The sequence below is a fragment of the Alkalicoccobacillus plakortidis genome (assembly GCF_023703085.1).
In the GTDB taxonomy this organism is placed as follows: domain Bacteria; phylum Bacillota; class Bacilli; order Bacillales; family Bacillaceae_D; genus Alkalicoccobacillus; species Alkalicoccobacillus plakortidis.
This window is the reverse complement of record NZ_JAMQJY010000001.1, coordinates 1,972,335-1,987,251: the sequence shown is the minus strand read 5'-3', so window position 1 is coordinate 1,987,251 and position 14,917 is coordinate 1,972,335. Positions and strand designations below refer to the sequence as shown.

At 40.7% G+C, this 14,917-nt stretch carries 15 protein-coding genes; 13 read left to right on the top strand and 2 right to left on the bottom strand.

The window, feature by feature from the left end; genetic code table 11:
* Nucleotides 1-9 precede the first annotated feature (9 nt).
* The 13 genes from NDM98_RS10545 (at nucleotide 10) to NDM98_RS10485 (ending at nucleotide 14,020) form a co-directional block, all read left to right on the top strand.
* Nucleotides 10-435 (top strand): tripartite tricarboxylate transporter TctB family protein, encoded by a 426-nt coding sequence (locus NDM98_RS10545; protein ID WP_251607231.1) that lies wholly within the window; start codon nucleotides 10-12, stop codon nucleotides 433-435.
* 12 nt (nucleotides 436-447) lie between these two features.
* A complete protein-coding gene (locus tag NDM98_RS10540; protein WP_251607228.1) occupies nucleotides 448-1,947 on the top strand; it encodes a tripartite tricarboxylate transporter permease in 1,500 nt (499 codons plus the stop codon).
* Nucleotides 1,944-2,561, top strand: coding sequence for a sugar kinase (locus NDM98_RS10535; RefSeq protein WP_251607225.1), 618 nt, complete (start codon nucleotides 1,944-1,946; stop codon nucleotides 2,559-2,561). Before NDM98_RS10540 ends, NDM98_RS10535 begins: the two co-directional genes overlap by 4 nt.
* Nucleotides 2,562-2,586: 25 nt before the next feature.
* Complete coding sequence (locus NDM98_RS10530; protein WP_251607223.1) at nucleotides 2,587-2,901, top strand: carbohydrate kinase family protein; 315 nt, start codon at nucleotides 2,587-2,589, stop codon at nucleotides 2,899-2,901.
* The gene (locus tag NDM98_RS10525) at nucleotides 2,898-3,545 is read left to right on the top strand and encodes a bifunctional 4-hydroxy-2-oxoglutarate aldolase/2-dehydro-3-deoxy-phosphogluconate aldolase (protein ID WP_251607221.1); all 648 of its coding nucleotides are present in this window, start codon (nucleotides 2,898-2,900) and stop codon (nucleotides 3,543-3,545) included. Before NDM98_RS10530 ends, NDM98_RS10525 begins: the two co-directional genes overlap by 4 nt.
* Before the next feature lie 490 nt (nucleotides 3,546-4,035).
* A complete protein-coding gene (locus NDM98_RS10520; RefSeq protein WP_251607219.1) occupies nucleotides 4,036-4,446 on the top strand; it encodes an RDD family protein in 411 nt (136 codons plus the stop codon).
* A 651-nt stretch (nucleotides 4,447-5,097) separates the two neighbouring features.
* On the top strand, nucleotides 5,098-5,496 hold the full coding sequence (locus NDM98_RS10515; protein ID WP_251607217.1) for a VOC family protein: 399 nt from the start codon (nucleotides 5,098-5,100) through the stop codon (nucleotides 5,494-5,496).
* Between the two features lie 759 nt (nucleotides 5,497-6,255).
* Complete coding sequence (locus tag NDM98_RS10510; protein ID WP_251607215.1) at nucleotides 6,256-7,608, top strand: hypothetical protein; 1,353 nt, start codon at nucleotides 6,256-6,258, stop codon at nucleotides 7,606-7,608.
* A 331-nt stretch (nucleotides 7,609-7,939) separates the two neighbouring features.
* Nucleotides 7,940-9,223: an extracellular solute-binding protein gene (locus tag NDM98_RS10505; protein WP_251607214.1), complete on the top strand. Its 1,284-nt coding sequence runs from the start codon at nucleotides 7,940-7,942 to the stop codon at nucleotides 9,221-9,223.
* An 86-nt stretch (nucleotides 9,224-9,309) separates the two neighbouring features.
* The gene (locus NDM98_RS10500) at nucleotides 9,310-10,980 is read left to right on the top strand and encodes a cache domain-containing sensor histidine kinase (protein WP_251607212.1); all 1,671 of its coding nucleotides are present in this window, start codon (nucleotides 9,310-9,312) and stop codon (nucleotides 10,978-10,980) included.
* Nucleotides 10,981-11,091: 111 nt separating this feature from the next.
* On the top strand, nucleotides 11,092-12,150 hold the full coding sequence (locus NDM98_RS10495; RefSeq protein ID WP_251607210.1) for a response regulator transcription factor: 1,059 nt from the start codon (nucleotides 11,092-11,094) through the stop codon (nucleotides 12,148-12,150).
* A gap of 91 nt (nucleotides 12,151-12,241) precedes the next feature.
* Nucleotides 12,242-13,126 carry a carbohydrate ABC transporter permease gene (locus NDM98_RS10490; RefSeq protein WP_251607208.1) on the top strand — a complete coding sequence of 295 codons (885 nt, stop codon included), beginning with the start codon at nucleotides 12,242-12,244 and terminating at the stop codon, nucleotides 13,124-13,126.
* A gap of 18 nt (nucleotides 13,127-13,144) precedes the next feature.
* Nucleotides 13,145-14,020 carry a carbohydrate ABC transporter permease gene (locus NDM98_RS10485; RefSeq protein ID WP_251607206.1) on the top strand — a complete coding sequence of 292 codons (876 nt, stop codon included), beginning with the start codon at nucleotides 13,145-13,147 and terminating at the stop codon, nucleotides 14,018-14,020.
* A 158-nt stretch (nucleotides 14,021-14,178) separates the two neighbouring features.
* On the opposite strand, the gene NDM98_RS10480 is transcribed toward NDM98_RS10485, so the two are convergent.
* Together NDM98_RS10480 and NDM98_RS23485 are read right to left on the bottom strand one after the other, a co-directional pair.
* Complete coding sequence (locus NDM98_RS10480; RefSeq protein WP_308807704.1) at nucleotides 14,179-14,418, bottom strand: chemotaxis protein; 240 nt, start codon at nucleotides 14,416-14,418, stop codon at nucleotides 14,179-14,181.
* Nucleotides 14,411-14,839 (bottom strand): methyl-accepting chemotaxis protein, encoded by a 429-nt coding sequence (locus NDM98_RS23485; protein ID WP_285803910.1) that lies wholly within the window; start codon nucleotides 14,837-14,839, stop codon nucleotides 14,411-14,413. Before NDM98_RS23485 ends, NDM98_RS10480 begins: the two co-directional genes overlap by 8 nt.
* Nucleotides 14,840-14,917 lie beyond the last annotated feature (78 nt).

Below are 14,917 nucleotides of genomic sequence, written 5' to 3'. Positions count from 1 at the left end.
GGCGCCGCTGTGCTGACTGCAGATAGAATTATAGGCATCATTTTAGTCGCATTTGGAACAATTGTACTCGTTATTTCGCTTGGGTTTCCGAGTAATCCAGCCCAACTGACTGGACCAGGGTTCTTTCCAATTATTATGGCATGTTTGTTAATTGGACTGGCGTTGTTCTTGATCATTGCGCCGTCACGTAATGAGCCTGAAGGGGGAAAAGGTTCCCCTTGGTCGATCATTGGACTCAGTTTACTTTATGTCATTTTAGTTGATTTCTTAGGTTTTTTCGTTTCTACAGCTATCATCGTCTTTACGATTTTAATCATGAGTAAAAAAAGTGGAATCAAGGCTGCTGCAGTAGGTTCCCTTGCCATAGCAGCCGTTATCATCTTCATGTTTGAGTGGCTTTTAAATGTACCGCTACCTCATGGATGGCTTTATTAAGGAGAGAGTGCGATGATCGAATTATTAAATGGATTTTCAGAGTTATTAGTACCTGCAATCTTCTTTTCACTTATAGGTGGGCTTTTAGCAGGAATCGTGATTGGTGCGATGCCTGGACTAACTTCCACAATGGCAGTGGCTTTGTTTTTGCCAGTTACTTTTGGCATGGAGCCCGTGCCGGGAATCTTGTTGTTAATCAGTCTTTATTTTGGTTCAATCTATGGCGGATCGATCGCAGCCATCCTGTTAAATACCCCCGGTACGCCAGCCTCTGCTGCTACGACTCTTGATGGGTATCCCTTAACGAGAAAAGGTGAAGCAGGAAAAGCTCTAGCGGTCGCTGCTATTGCATCCGGTTGCGGCTCTTTAATCAGTACGATCGCACTTATCCTCATCGCACCGGAGCTTGCACAGGTTGCTTTGCAATTTAGTGCACCTGAATCTTTTGCGTTAGCTTTCTTTGGACTCGCCATTATTTCCAGTGTCTCTGGAGAAAACGTAGTGAAAGGACTGATAGCCGGAGCGTTTGGCCTGATTATTGCGACAGTTGGTCTTGATCCGATGACAAGTTTTCCACGGTTTACATTTGGACAAGGTGCATTACTTAGTGGCTTAAACTTTATCCCGGTTATGATTGGGTTGTTTGCCATTTCTGAAGTATTCATGCAGTACAAAACAAGATTAGATGAGAAAAAGCCTAAAATGCGCTCTGCCATTTCGCTTCCAAAAATTAAAGAAACACTTTCACTATGGGTAACCATTGTCCGATCCTCTATTATTGGTACGTTTATCGGAATCATTCCAGGTGCCGGGGCAGATATTGCCGCATTTGTTTCTTACAATGAAGCAAAGCGTTTTGCAAAGAAGAAGGACAAAGATTCGTTTGGGAAAGGAAATATTAAAGGGGTTGCTGCTGCTGAAGCAGGAAGCAATGGTGTTACTGGAGGCGCAATGGTGCCACTTTTGACACTTGGAATCCCAGGTGATGCGGTTGCTGCTGTCCTGCTAGGGGCATTTATTATTCAAGGCATTCAGCCGGGTCCAATGCTTTTCCAAACGAACGGTGACTTAGTATACGCATTATTTGCCGGCATGCTTGTTTGTGCGGTATTGATTATTGTATTTGGATTACTCGGGGTTAAAGCGTTTGCTCAGGTATTAAAAGTGCCAATTCATTGGCTGCTTCCAGTTATTTTAATTCTAAGTGTCGTTGGTTCTTATGCGATTAGTAATAATATTTTTGATGTATATATTGCCTTGGCATTTGGTTTGATTGGTTACTTTATGAAGAAATATGGATTTCCAACGTCCCCAATTGTACTGGCTTTAATACTTGGGCCAATGGCAGAAAGTGAGCTTAGAAGGTCACTTGTGCTTTCGCAGGGAGAGTTTAGCATTTTCTTCACAAGACCAATTGCAGCAACACTTATTTCACTCGGTATTATTTCATTATTCCTGCCGATTATCAGTTCCATTATTAAGAAAAGAAAGAAAGGAAGAGATACGGCATGAATCAGGAAGTTGTAACATTTGGGGAAACGATGTTTATCTTTGATGCCGCCACTTCAGGTCCTCTCAGATACGTAGATGACTTTAAGAAACGGATCGGAGGCGCTGAATCTAATGTTGCGCTCGGACTCACCAGGCTTGGACATAAGTCAGCCTGGATGAGCGAGCTTGGCAATGATGAGTTCGGTAAATTTATCGTTCAACTGCTTCGAGGAGAAGGAGTTGACGTGTCGAGAGTTCTCTATCGAGATGACGCCCCAACAGGTTTATTTATAAAAGAAAAAATTAAAAGTGACGAGCACCATGTTTATTATTACCGAGCACATTCGGCCGCAAGTAAAATGGATGCTGATTGGATTGACTTGGATTATATTAAAAATGCAAAGATCCTTCATGTCACGGGAATCACACCGCTTCTAAGTGAATCATGTAAAGACATGACCTTAAAAGCGATGAGATCCGCTAAAGAAAATGGAGTATTTGTAAGCTTTGATCCAAACTTACGCTATAAGTTAATGAATGATAAAGAAAGTGCCCGTGAAACAATTCTTGAAATGATCAAGCTGTCTGACTTGTTTATCCCTGGAATTGATGAGCTTGGAGTTTATTCTAAATGAAAAATCCACACCGGAAGATTATCTTATGACTCTGCAAAAGATGGGGGTCAACCAGGCAGTCATCAAAAATGGTGCAGATGGTACATATTTCTTAGATGGCTCTAATTCAGGGTTTGTCGAGTGTGTAAAAGTCGACCATATCGTTGATCCAATCGGTGCTGGAGACGGATTTGCAGCAGGATTGCTTAGCGGTCTATTAGATGGAATAAGCCTTGAGCAGGCTGTTTTAAGAGGAAACGTAGTCGGAGCCAGAGTCATTACGATTCAAGGTGATATTGAAGGACTACCTGAGAGACAGCAAGTGATTGACTTCAGTAAGAAAAAGGACGTGGTTAGATGATTGAAAGATTAGAGACGCTTCAATGGATAAAAGAAACAGGTCTGGTTGCAGTCATTAGAGGCATTCCCGCAGATAAAGTGCCAGCACTAATTAGCTCATTGTATGACGGTGGAGTCCGGGTAATGGAAATCACAATGGATTCAGAAGACGCATTGGATTTAATCAAATCAGAATCAAAAAAATATAAAGGCAAGGCAGCTGTTGGCGCAGGTACCGTACTAGATGCCGGAGCAGGACTTTTAGCCGTACAAGCAGGAGCTTCCTTCTTATTTGCCCCAGCACTCGACAAAGAAACAATCGAAGTAGCTAATCGCTACGGCAGAGTAGTCATCCCGGGTGTCTTTACACCAACTGAGGCATTACAGGCAGTTACTTGGGGAGCGGATATCGTAAAGTTTTTCCCAGCAGACGCAGTAGGAAGCAAATTTATCAAAGGCTTTAAAGGCCCACTTAATCATATTTCCATTATGCCTACTGGTGGAGTCTCCATTGATAACGTAGAAGAATTTATTAAAGCAGGTGCCATTGCAGTAGGTGCCGGCGGATCATTATTTAAAAATGAATGGGTAGAGGACAATAACTGGGATGCCATAACGGACCATGCCAAAAATTTTGTCACAACTATTCAGGCTGCAAAAAAATAAAAGATAGCGCACTTGGGAGGAGTCCTGGTGCGCTATTTTTTTATTAGTGACTATTGGGAGTGCTGACTATCTATAGATGAGAGGGCTCAAAAATATGGTAGATGCGCTCAAATATTTGATGGATATGCTCAAAAATACTGAAAATGCTCAAAAATTGAGTAGTGGTGCGCGGAAAATCGAGTACGGTGCTCAAAAATAGTGAGAATGCTCAAAAACCAAAGAGCAGTGCTCAAAAAAAGAGATGCGCGAAAACTGGTTGGGAGTGTGTGCGCATTGTTTTACATAATAACATTCTTCCACCTTAAATCTCTAAATCTCATCTCTTAGCTCCACGGCTAAGTCTGCAAGTTCTTGGTATGCAACGGCAACCTCTTCTATGGGTACTAGCTAAGGCATAAAGAAAACTCCCTAAAATAAAACATATTTTTATAAAAACTTCATAACTTTACTGTAAAATGAAAGCAATGAAATAGTAAAGGAATGGGTAATAATGGATTATAAACCGGCTGGATTTTGGATTAGGTTTGTAGCAACATTAATCGATGGTTTTATTGTTGCGATAGTTGGACTTATTTTATCGTATATTTTTCAGGATCCACCAGGAGACATCGACAACTCAACATCAGCAAATACATTTACGTTTATTTATTCCGTTGTTTTCATCATATATTTAACGGCAAGTAAATACAAAGGAACTCCAGGTAAATTGATTGTAGGCATACAGGTACTGTCCATACATCACGAGAAAATAGGTATTGGCCGTTCGATTGGTCGTTTTTTTGCTACGATTCTTTCCGGAATCATCTTCTACATTGGTTTTATCATGGCTGGATTTACTGAAGATAAAAAAGCGTTGCATGACATGATTTGTGGCACACGTGTGGTCTATCGAAAAAAGTAGGAATAACACAGAACAGAAGTACCCTCATTAAGGACTTCTGCAGATTAACTTCTATACGAGATTGACTGGCTCAATGACTTGGTCCGAGCGAACTCTTCGTGCTGTGAACACTAGTGATTTGTCATTTTTGTGCATAAAGCCACCAGTGACAGCGTATTGAATGATTCTATGTGGACTTTCAAGATAGGTTGTTGATTTAAAATAGTAGCTAACCCCATTCTTAAAGTTCAAGCGATAGTAAAAGATAGATCTCAACTCCTTGCATGCATTTCATGTAAAGTGAATTTTGTAGAATCTTGTATTTAAATGTAATATTTTGTGAGGGTACTTCCATGAAAAGTATAACGAATGAGGAAGTAATTGATAAGGATTATTAAGACTTGGTCTTAAAAGTGAGTCATAAGTCTGACATGACATGAGAATGGTCAAAAAGTACTCAAAGCTAAGCAGAGTGGGGGAACAAAGTTCTTTGCATTTAGCTTAGCGGCCAACTGATTCAGTGAGGATCAGTTTTTTTGCTAAAAGCCGATCATAATCACAATCAAACAAAGGCGTTACTCTGTTCTCCATCGACAATCAACCCCTTTGTTATAATGAGAAGTAAGCGCAACACAGTCCAAAAATGATTTCCTATAGAAAGGGACGATCCTTATGAAAAACGTAACCCCATTTCTCATGTTCCAAAACGGAATAGCCGAAGAAGCAATGACATTTTATACAAGCTTAATTGAGGACTCTGAAATCAAAAGCATATCGCGATACGGCGCAGAAGGACCCGGACCAGAAGGCACCGTTATTCAAGCCCTCTTCTCATTAAAAGGACAAGACTTCATGTGTATCGACAGTTACGTCACTCACGAATTCGAATTCACCCCCTCATTCTCAATCTATCTAACATGCGACACAGAAGAAGAAATAGACCATCTTTATAGCGAACTTTTGAAAGACGGCAAAGCCCTTATGCCAATTGATAACTACGGCTTCAGCAAGAAGTTTGGTTGGGTCAATGATCGATTTGGTGTGTCGTGGCAGTTGACGCTTGCGGAGTGACAATTACCTAAAGAAATCATCCTAATCATTGTGATTAGGATGGTTTTTTGTGGTTTGAGGGGAGACGATGCACAGGACTTTGATGCAATTAGGATTTGAGGAATACAAGACTTTGGCTCAAAAAAATTGTTGAGATGCTCAAAAAGAGCATTACTAAGAAACCATCTGCAGAGGTGAGTTTTTTATTATAAGATATAGGAAAAAAAGGTTCACTATGGCAAAATATCGTTAGTTTCTGAATATCTTAGTGTAAGGGGGAATGTTGGTGGCGGTCATTCATGTGTACTATATGTTGAACTTGAAGATTATTTTAAAGGAGATGTTTGGTCGACTTTGTTGCCAACGATCTTTTTAATATTAAACGGATCTTACATTCAAGAAGTATTGAAATTGTATTTTTTCTGGGCTTTTATCATTCTTTCTTCTTACGTTTTTGGGGTAGGATTACATGTGGTGAGGCTGAGGGAAGAGGGACTTCTTAAGACATATTTCTCCATAAGTTATTCCAGGCGCAAATTTTTTATCGCGACGATCCTTTCACAAATGACTTTTGCGTTTGTAAGTTTTATATGTATGAATTTCAAAATAAAAAAATTATTAAAACGAATATCGAGTTAAAACCAGCATCACTTATTGGATTGAGATAAGGAGTGCTGTTTTTGTTGTTTGACGATGTAACTATCGGTCTACTAAATTTCTAAAAGTTAGATCATACTGGATATATATGAATTTGCTCAAAAAACAGGAGGGAACCCTCACATGTCATTAGAAAAAAAGCTAAAAAACCAAAGTAAGGAACATTTAGTTGAGTGGTTATGTATACTTGCTGAACGTTCGGAGTTGGTTGAGCAAGAGTTGAACTTTTTATTGGAGAATCAAAGTGGACAATTTGATGTGAAGAAAAGTCGTGCATTGATTAAAAAAGTGCTGAAGCAATATCAAGAGCGTGGAGGTTTTATCCCGAGGGGCAAAGTGGCGGCTGCGATTGGAGGAGCCGAACGTGTATCTGAGCTTGCGGCTAAAAAGTGGGCGGAAGGATTTTATCTGAATGCACTGGAACTTTACTTGTGTGTCATTGGGGAAATGATTGATGCGATTCAGTTTGCAGATGATTCGTACGGCGAAATTGGTTACATCATGCGGGCTAATTTTCAGCGATTGTTTGATGGCATAGACGATGTGAGTGGTCTACCAGAGGAGGAACAGATCGCTCAGAGATTATTGCAAGAATCAAAGAAAAGTAGGTATTCAGAGTGGTCGGACTGGCAAGTTGAGTTGATCGAGATCTCGGCACTACTGACCACAACTACTAAGCAGCGAAATCGCTTGGAATTAGAAGTCACGAAGCTACTCGAGTCAAATAGTGAGGATGATTGGAGCGAAAGGTACCTAATACAGCAGCTAACCGTCAACCGATATCAGATGATGCGGCGGTTCGGGGAGCATGAGAAAGCCCAGGCATTTCTGGAACAGCACATTCACCTACCAGACATTCGCGAATTGATACTAGATGAAGCCTTAGAAGAAGAAAATTATCAAAAAGTAATCGAGGTAGCCAAGCAAGGAGAAACCCAACACAGCCAAGAGCGAGCGCCTGGATTAGTCACCAAGTGGAAAACCTACCGCTTTAAAGCCTATCAAGCATTGGGGGAAACAGAAGAGCTTCAAAAACTCGGGACGGAGCTTGTATTAAATGGTGATATTGAATTTTATAATAAACTAAAATCCCTATATTCAGATGACGAATGGCCAGTCAAATACGAGCAACTAATCCAACAGCTCGAGGGGAAAAGAATTTATACGGATATTCTAATAGAAGAAAATGACCTCGTGCGACTGATGCAGCATGTACAAGCAAACCCATCACTAGTTGCGTTCCATTACCCGCACCTCCTGGATCACTATCCAGAGCAAGTCAAGACACTGTACCAAGAATTCATTAGAGAAAATGCTTATATAGCAAACAATAGAAAGCAATACAGATCCGTCGTAAAACTCATTCGCAACTTAGAGAAATTAGGCGGAGCAGAAGAAGCAGCTCAAGTCAGGGACGAGCTAATTGCGGAGTATAATAGGAAGCCTGCATTTGTGGATGAGTTGGGGGAGGTATAGGGACGGAGGAGAACCGGGATGATGTGACAGTGCGCGGAAAAAACAGCATAGTGCTCAAAAATCATAACCCAGTGCTCAAAAACTTGAAGAATGCTCAAAAACACCTGCCCGACGCTCAAAAAATCGGTAGCCATGTTCCGTAAAGGATGATGCAACCATCTATAGAGGTGGTTGTTTTCTATTTTAGATTGGTCCTTCCACTTCACAAGGGGGGACCCCCAACCAACACTCCTTAAAATATCAGATATAATAGTAACTTTTTAGTCTTTTTATAATAGGAGAATCTGTCATAATGATTTTGAAAGCGATTTCATTAAAGGGGGGATTTAGTTTGAGGAGATATATGTATACTGGTGCTGTTTTGAGTATGTCAGCTCTACTGGCTGCATGTGGTGGCAATTCAGAAGAAGCGGGCGGGTCAAATGGTGATGGAGTAGTAGAGCTGAGTTTTTGGGCGTCTGCAAATCCGGATCGGGATGATTTTAAGCTGACGATGGACCGGGTGGAGCAATTTAATGAAGAGCATGATGACATTGAGTTAAATATAGAGACAACACCTCATGCGGATTATCGGACACGCTTGAATACACAGGCAGCAGGTGGTCAGCTACCGGATATTTTTCAGGTGTGGCCGGGAACTGAGCTTGAGCCGCTTGTAGATGGTGGCGCAGTTGGCTCAATTAATAATATTTTAGATAATTGGACAGATAATGGTCTATTAAATGAAGATGCGATCGCTGACTTTTCATTTGATGGGGAAACGTATGCAATACCGTCTGTGCAGAATCCGACGAGCTTTGTCTATTATAACGTTGATATGCTGGATGAGTTAGGCTATGAGGAGTTTCCACAAACGTATGATGAATTTAAAGAATTGATTGAGGATATTAATGAAGAGGATACGACTCCCATTGCTTTAGGGAACTCGGCTTCGTGGGTGCTTCAGTCCGTTTATATCTCGACAATTGCTGATCGTTTTACAGGTAATGACTTCATTCCTCAGGTTCTAGAAGGGGAACGTGCCTTTACGGATCCGGACTTTGTTGAGGCGCTTGGTGTCATTGATGAGTTAGTAGATATTGGCGCATTTAATGAAGATTTGAATACGATTGATGATAATCAAATGATTGAGTACTTCTTACAAGAGCGCTCCGCGATGGTGATAGATGGAAACTGGGGAGCGATTAGTATTTTGACTAATAAGCCTGATGATATGAATGTAGGAATCGCACCATTCCCTTTAGGAGACACGCCAACGATTTCAACGGTATATGGAAATGCGTGGTCTTTGAATGCTGACTTAGAAGGTGAAAAACGAGAGGCAGCAGAAACCTTTTTACAATGGATGTTTAGCGAGGATTTCTATCAAGAATTAATTGGTGTGAATCGAGTGGTAGCGGCTGAAGTAGATATGCCTGAAGATGCAGATCTTGAGCCATTATTCCTTGATATGCTAGAGCTATCACAACAATCTCCTCCAGCACCAGTGTATGATGCCGTATTACCTCAAGCTGTGAATAACGTTCTTCAAAATGAGCTTCAAGCGATTACGATTGGTCGTTCGACCCCTGAAGAAGCAGCACAAAATATCCAAAATGCTGTAAATACACAATGATGCTATAGTAGATAAAAAGAGCAGGGCATTCTTTCATAGAATTGCGCTGCTTTTTTTCACTACTTCTTTCAAAGGACTGTCGTTATATGAAAAAGTGGATTCATTTTCATGATTGGAGCTTACGATGGAAGTCATTCCTCATTTTATTATCATTGATCTTTATTCCCGCACTCACGATTAGTTTGCTTGTGTATTACCAATCAAATACGATTTTAGAGAGGCAGGTCATTGAGAGAAACGAACAAAATCTACGTCATATTGAGAACAATCTACTAGAGGCTATGCATGCGATTGAGGAGCTATCAAGTTACATCATCTTCAGTGAAGAATTTCGGCAATATATGACGTTACCTATAGACGATGAGAGCAGTGATCCAGAGGAGATGCAACGAATCCAAGATCACATTCGTGGGTTCTTCACCTTTCATTTAAATAACAAAAGCTATGTGCACTCGGCACAAATTGAGGGAATAAATGGTACGGATCTTCACTTAGGAGAACGAATTAGTGGGGATGAAGCAGTTTGGGAAGAGGAGGCACAAGCTGCACATGGTCGAATGACCTGGACCGATCCTTACCAAATGGAGCGTGGAGGCTGGGTTCCAGAGGATTATCAGATGATCTCGCTTTTTCGAGTCATTAATAATTTATATGATATTACAGAACCGATTGGTCAAGTACGAATTCGTCTAGATGAGCAAGAGCTATTTTCATATATGACAAATGGATACTTGAATCCGAATGATGAGATGGTCTTGCTACAAAAGGATGGTCGTGTTCTTTCTCATCAAGATAAACAGCTTGTGGGAAAACTTTATCCAAATGATCTTGTAGTCCAACATGTACAGGAGGAGTCAGAGCTCTTTGAGTATGAAGAAAATGAAGAAGCTTATTATGCGGTTACACGAAAGATTGAGGGGAGAGATCTATACCTCGTTTCCACAGTCAGTGAGGAATATCTATTAAATGAATTTGGTGGGATTCGCAAAACGATGCAAGTGATTATGATCGTGGCAGGACTGATAGGTCTAATTGCATTCGTTGGATTTATGCTTACAATTATCAAACCTGTTACTGAATTGACTCGTGAGACGAGGCGACTTGAAGATGGGGATTTCACAGCGCAGGTGAAAGTTCGCTCTCGTGATGAAATTGGGCAGCTCGGATCGCGTTTTAATAAAGCTGTTGTACAAATTCAACATTTAATAGAGACCAAGTATAAGCTTGAAATTCAAAATAAAGAATCAGAATTGAAAGCGCTACAAAGCCAAATCAACCCCCATTTTCTTTACAATACACTAGACATGATTCGGTGGACAGCGCGGATGGAGAATGCAAAGGAGACAGGCAAAAGTATAGAGGATCTGTCGCGTTTATTCCGCATTAGTTTAAGTCAAGGCAAGCTATGGATTTCGCTTAAGGATGAGATGACGTATGTACAAAGCTACTTGGAGTTACAAAAGCGGCGGTTAGCAGGAATGCTGACTTTTTCTGTACGAATGGAAGCAGGAATAGAACAGTGTCACATTCTAAAGTTACTGCTTCAGCCTTTAGTTGAAAATAGTCTCCAGCATGGGTTCGCGGAGTTGGAACAAACCAATTCCATTTCCATTCGAGCCTATCGACAAGATGAGTTTGTGCTCATTGATGTGATTGATAATGGTGAAGGCTTACCAGTCAGTGCTGATGTCTTTAATCAATCATTACACCAATCGAACCAAGCAAGGCAATGGATATGCATTGCGGAACATTCATGAGCGATTAGTGAACACGTTTGGGGAAGAGTGTGGTCTTAAAGCCCTCCAGTCAATTCATGGTACTCACATTCAAGTCCGTATTCGTTATGGAGTAAAGAAGGGAGAAAAAGTATGAACATGAAGATGCTTATTGTTGATGATGAACCGGTTATTTGCCAAGGACTTGCACAGACAATTGATTGGCAAAGTATTGGCGTTGAGGTAGTTGGTGTAGCTTTTAATGGAAAGCAAGCTCTGCAAAAAATAGAGAAAAACCACATAGATATCATCTTAACGGATATCTCCATGCCAGAGATGGATGGTCTTGAATTAGCAGAGTGTATCGTTCAACAACATCCTGACACAAAAATGATCATCATTAGTGGATATGATGACTTTGAGTATGCAAGACAAGCCATTCGGTTAGGTGTTGAAGACTATTTGCTGAAACCAGTTGATGTGGATGAATTAATGGGTCTTGTTAAAAACGTGACGGAAAAGATGTTATTGGTACATCAATATCCCAAAGAAGCGGAAGTGTGTTTGGTAGAAGCCGTGTTAATGCAGGACAAAGACAAGGCAAAATCATGTATCATCGAGACGCTATCCATGCTAAAGGAAAACAACTATTCCCTTCGTCAATCTGTTCACGTCTGTCAAGAACTTGAACGAACATTGAAACGAAAGCTACGAGAGCGACTGCCCAATAAACAATTTGATGAAGTGCCTCTCCGGCTGCAAAGTGGAGTGGATCTTAGTATGGAGAACACCTTTACAACCATTGAAGACCTATTTGTGGGTGATATCATGCAGTTTATTAATGAAGTGGAAGACTCTGAGCAAAATCATTGGGTTATCGAGAACATCAAACGATATATGCATAAAAACTATCAACAGGATTTGCGCGCATCTGAGGTGGCAGAGCAGCATTTTATAACGCCAAATTATTTCAGTATGCTTTTTAAACAAGAGACAGGCAAAAGCTTTTCTGAGTATCTAAATGGGTTGCGTATTCAAAAGGCATCAGAGCTCTTGCTTAATACATCGAATAAAGTCTTTGAAATAGCTGAGTTTGTTGGCTATAAGGAATATAAGTATTTTGTGCAAGTCTTTAAGAAAAAGCTTGGTTTGACTCCTACTCACTATCGCCGTTTAAATGCTACATATGATACACGAAAAAAACAGATATAATCGTAGCTTTTGGGATTTTTGTGCGTGTTAAATACAATTACAATGCATATAGTAAACGCTTTCAAATATGAAGTGGAGGATGTGTAAGCTTGTGCATCTATTAAAAAGCCCTTGGAAAATCGCACTAGGCGTGATCCCGGCATTGCTTATCTATTGTATTTTCAGTATTATTCCGATATTTATCTCATTCTATTATTCCTTTATGTCTTGGAATGGATTCTCTGCCATGCAATTTGTGGGGATCGCAAATTTCCAAGCCATCTTAAATGATTCAGTATTCTGGCTATCCGTTCGGAACAATCTCATTGTAGTGGCAGCATCTGTATTTGGCCAAATTCCAATTGCACTTGCGCTCGCTTTGTTACTAAATCAGAAAATCAGAGGAGCAAAGTTCTTTCGTACCATTGCCTTCTTGCCGGTGGTCATCTCCACTGTTGTCATTTCCCTAACGTGGCGATTGATTTTTAACGTCGAACAAGGACTACTAAATAATCTTCTCGATAATCTCGGTTTAAGTGCTCTCGCCCAAAACTGGCTCGGGAATCCAGACTATGCCATGTACGCGATCGCTGCAGTGATTATCTGGCAGTTTGTTGGCCTCTATTTCATTATTTTTTTATCAGCCTTGCAAACCGTTCCGAAAGATATTTTAGAAGCAGCGGAACTAGATGGAGCAACAGAATGGCAAAAAACTCGTTATGTCACCCTGCCGTCCATTTGGGGAGTTATTATGATTGCTGTGATCCTTTGCATTAGTGGCAGCTTAAAGACCTTTGACTTAATTTACGTTATGACAGGTGGAGGACCAGCGAACTCAACCGAAGTAATGGCTACATATATGTACACAGAAACCTTCCAAGGGTTGCGATATGGATATGGAAGTGCGATATCTGTGCTGATTTTTGTGTTCAGTATCGTCATGATCATCTTAGCCAATCTACTACTTAAAAAGCGTGGCAATAGAAAGCCAGTGTAACCAAAGGAGGTTAGCATCATGCAAGTAGAAACGGCACCAAAAAAGATAATCAATGAAAAGACGGCTAGATTAAAAAAAGTGGCACGCAGAACGCTTATCTATATCATCCTTATTGGCTTTGCGATTGTGAATGCTTACCCTATTGTCTGGATGATCATGAATTCATTCAAATCAGGACAGGATTTTGCCTTAAATCCATTTGGCCTACCAACTGAATGGGTCTGGACCAACTATATCGAAGCGTGGTTCACCGCCAACATCAACACCTACTTCTTTAATAGTGTATTTGTTGGAGTGGCCGCTGTACTCTTAACCGTATTATTTGGAGCGCTTGCCTCCTATTTTCTAGCTCGATTCAAGTTTAGAGGACAGAAAGTACTATACGCCTTTTTTATCCTAGGGTTGCTCGTGCCAATTCATGCGACACTTGTACCCATGTTTATACTCATGCAGAAAATAAACCTGATTGACACGCATCTTGCGCTTATTTTTCCATACATTGCATTTAATCTATCCATTACAATCTTTTTGCTAACCAGCTTCATGAAATCATTCCCTAAAGAAATTGAAGAATCAGCTGTCATGGACGGAGCAGGTGTCTTCCGCATCTTCTGGTCGATCATCCTCCCAATGACTCGCCCAGTCCTGGCCACAGCCATCATCATTAATTTTATCAACAACTGGAACGAATTCAGCTTTGCTCTAGTATTAATCAACGACGACGCTTTGCGCACGCTGCCACTTGGCCTCGCGAACTTCGCCGGTCAACACTCAACAAACTACACAGCTCAAATGGCTGCCTTAACGATTGTACTCGTGCCGACGATCATGTTCTATTTGTTAATGGAAAAGCAGATTGTTCAGGGCATGACGCAGGGTGCAGTGAAGGGCTAGTGTGGATTTGAGGAATGCGCGGGAAACGGAGTGTGGTGCGCGGGAATTTGGAAAATGCGCGGGAAAACAGTCGAGATGAAGAGTTAAGCAAATTAAAAAGTGCAAAATCTTACTACACAAAAACACCTCCAATCAAGAAAATTGGAGGTGTTTTCATGCTATGAATTGGAACTAACTTTATCAAAGTATGATTTCATATCGGAGCTTACTTTTTCAAGATCATTAATTAACTGACTGAAATCTGTCACTAAGTTGGCTTGTTCAGAAGAGGACCTTTTAATTTGCTCTACATTTGTGACGAGTGCCTCTATATGTGTTTTAATATTTCCTAATGAATCATTGATTTTACTTGTCGTCTTTGTTGTTTCGCTTGATAGTTTTCGAACCTCCTCAGCCACTACGGAAAAGCCAGGACCAAGCTGCTCCGGCTCTGGCAGCTTCTATGGAAGCATTTAAGCCAAGAATATTTGTTTGACGCTGAATATTAGTAATCTCAACTGTTGATTCTACAGTTTGACCAGTAAGTTCCAAGGATTGAGTTGATTGATGAGATATTTCCTCACTAGAAGCTGCTAGCTGCTGTGAATGACTTGAAACGTCTTGTGCCGCATCTTGTAAACCACCAATAATTCCACCAATCTGTTGCATATACTCGTCTAATTGTCTCTCAGATTCGAGAGATCTTACGGCAGCAAACTGTCCAATTACCTTACCCATGTCATCTTTAATGGGAAACGCCCTCACAAAAACGGGGACACCGTATACCTCTTTTGACAATTTCTCTGCCGTATATTCTCCAGGCAAAAACCTTTTTAGCATTTGGGTCATCCTTAGCAAGGGGGCTTCCAACTGGAATATCTAAATCAATTTTACTACTTGGTAGAAAGCAGAGGAACT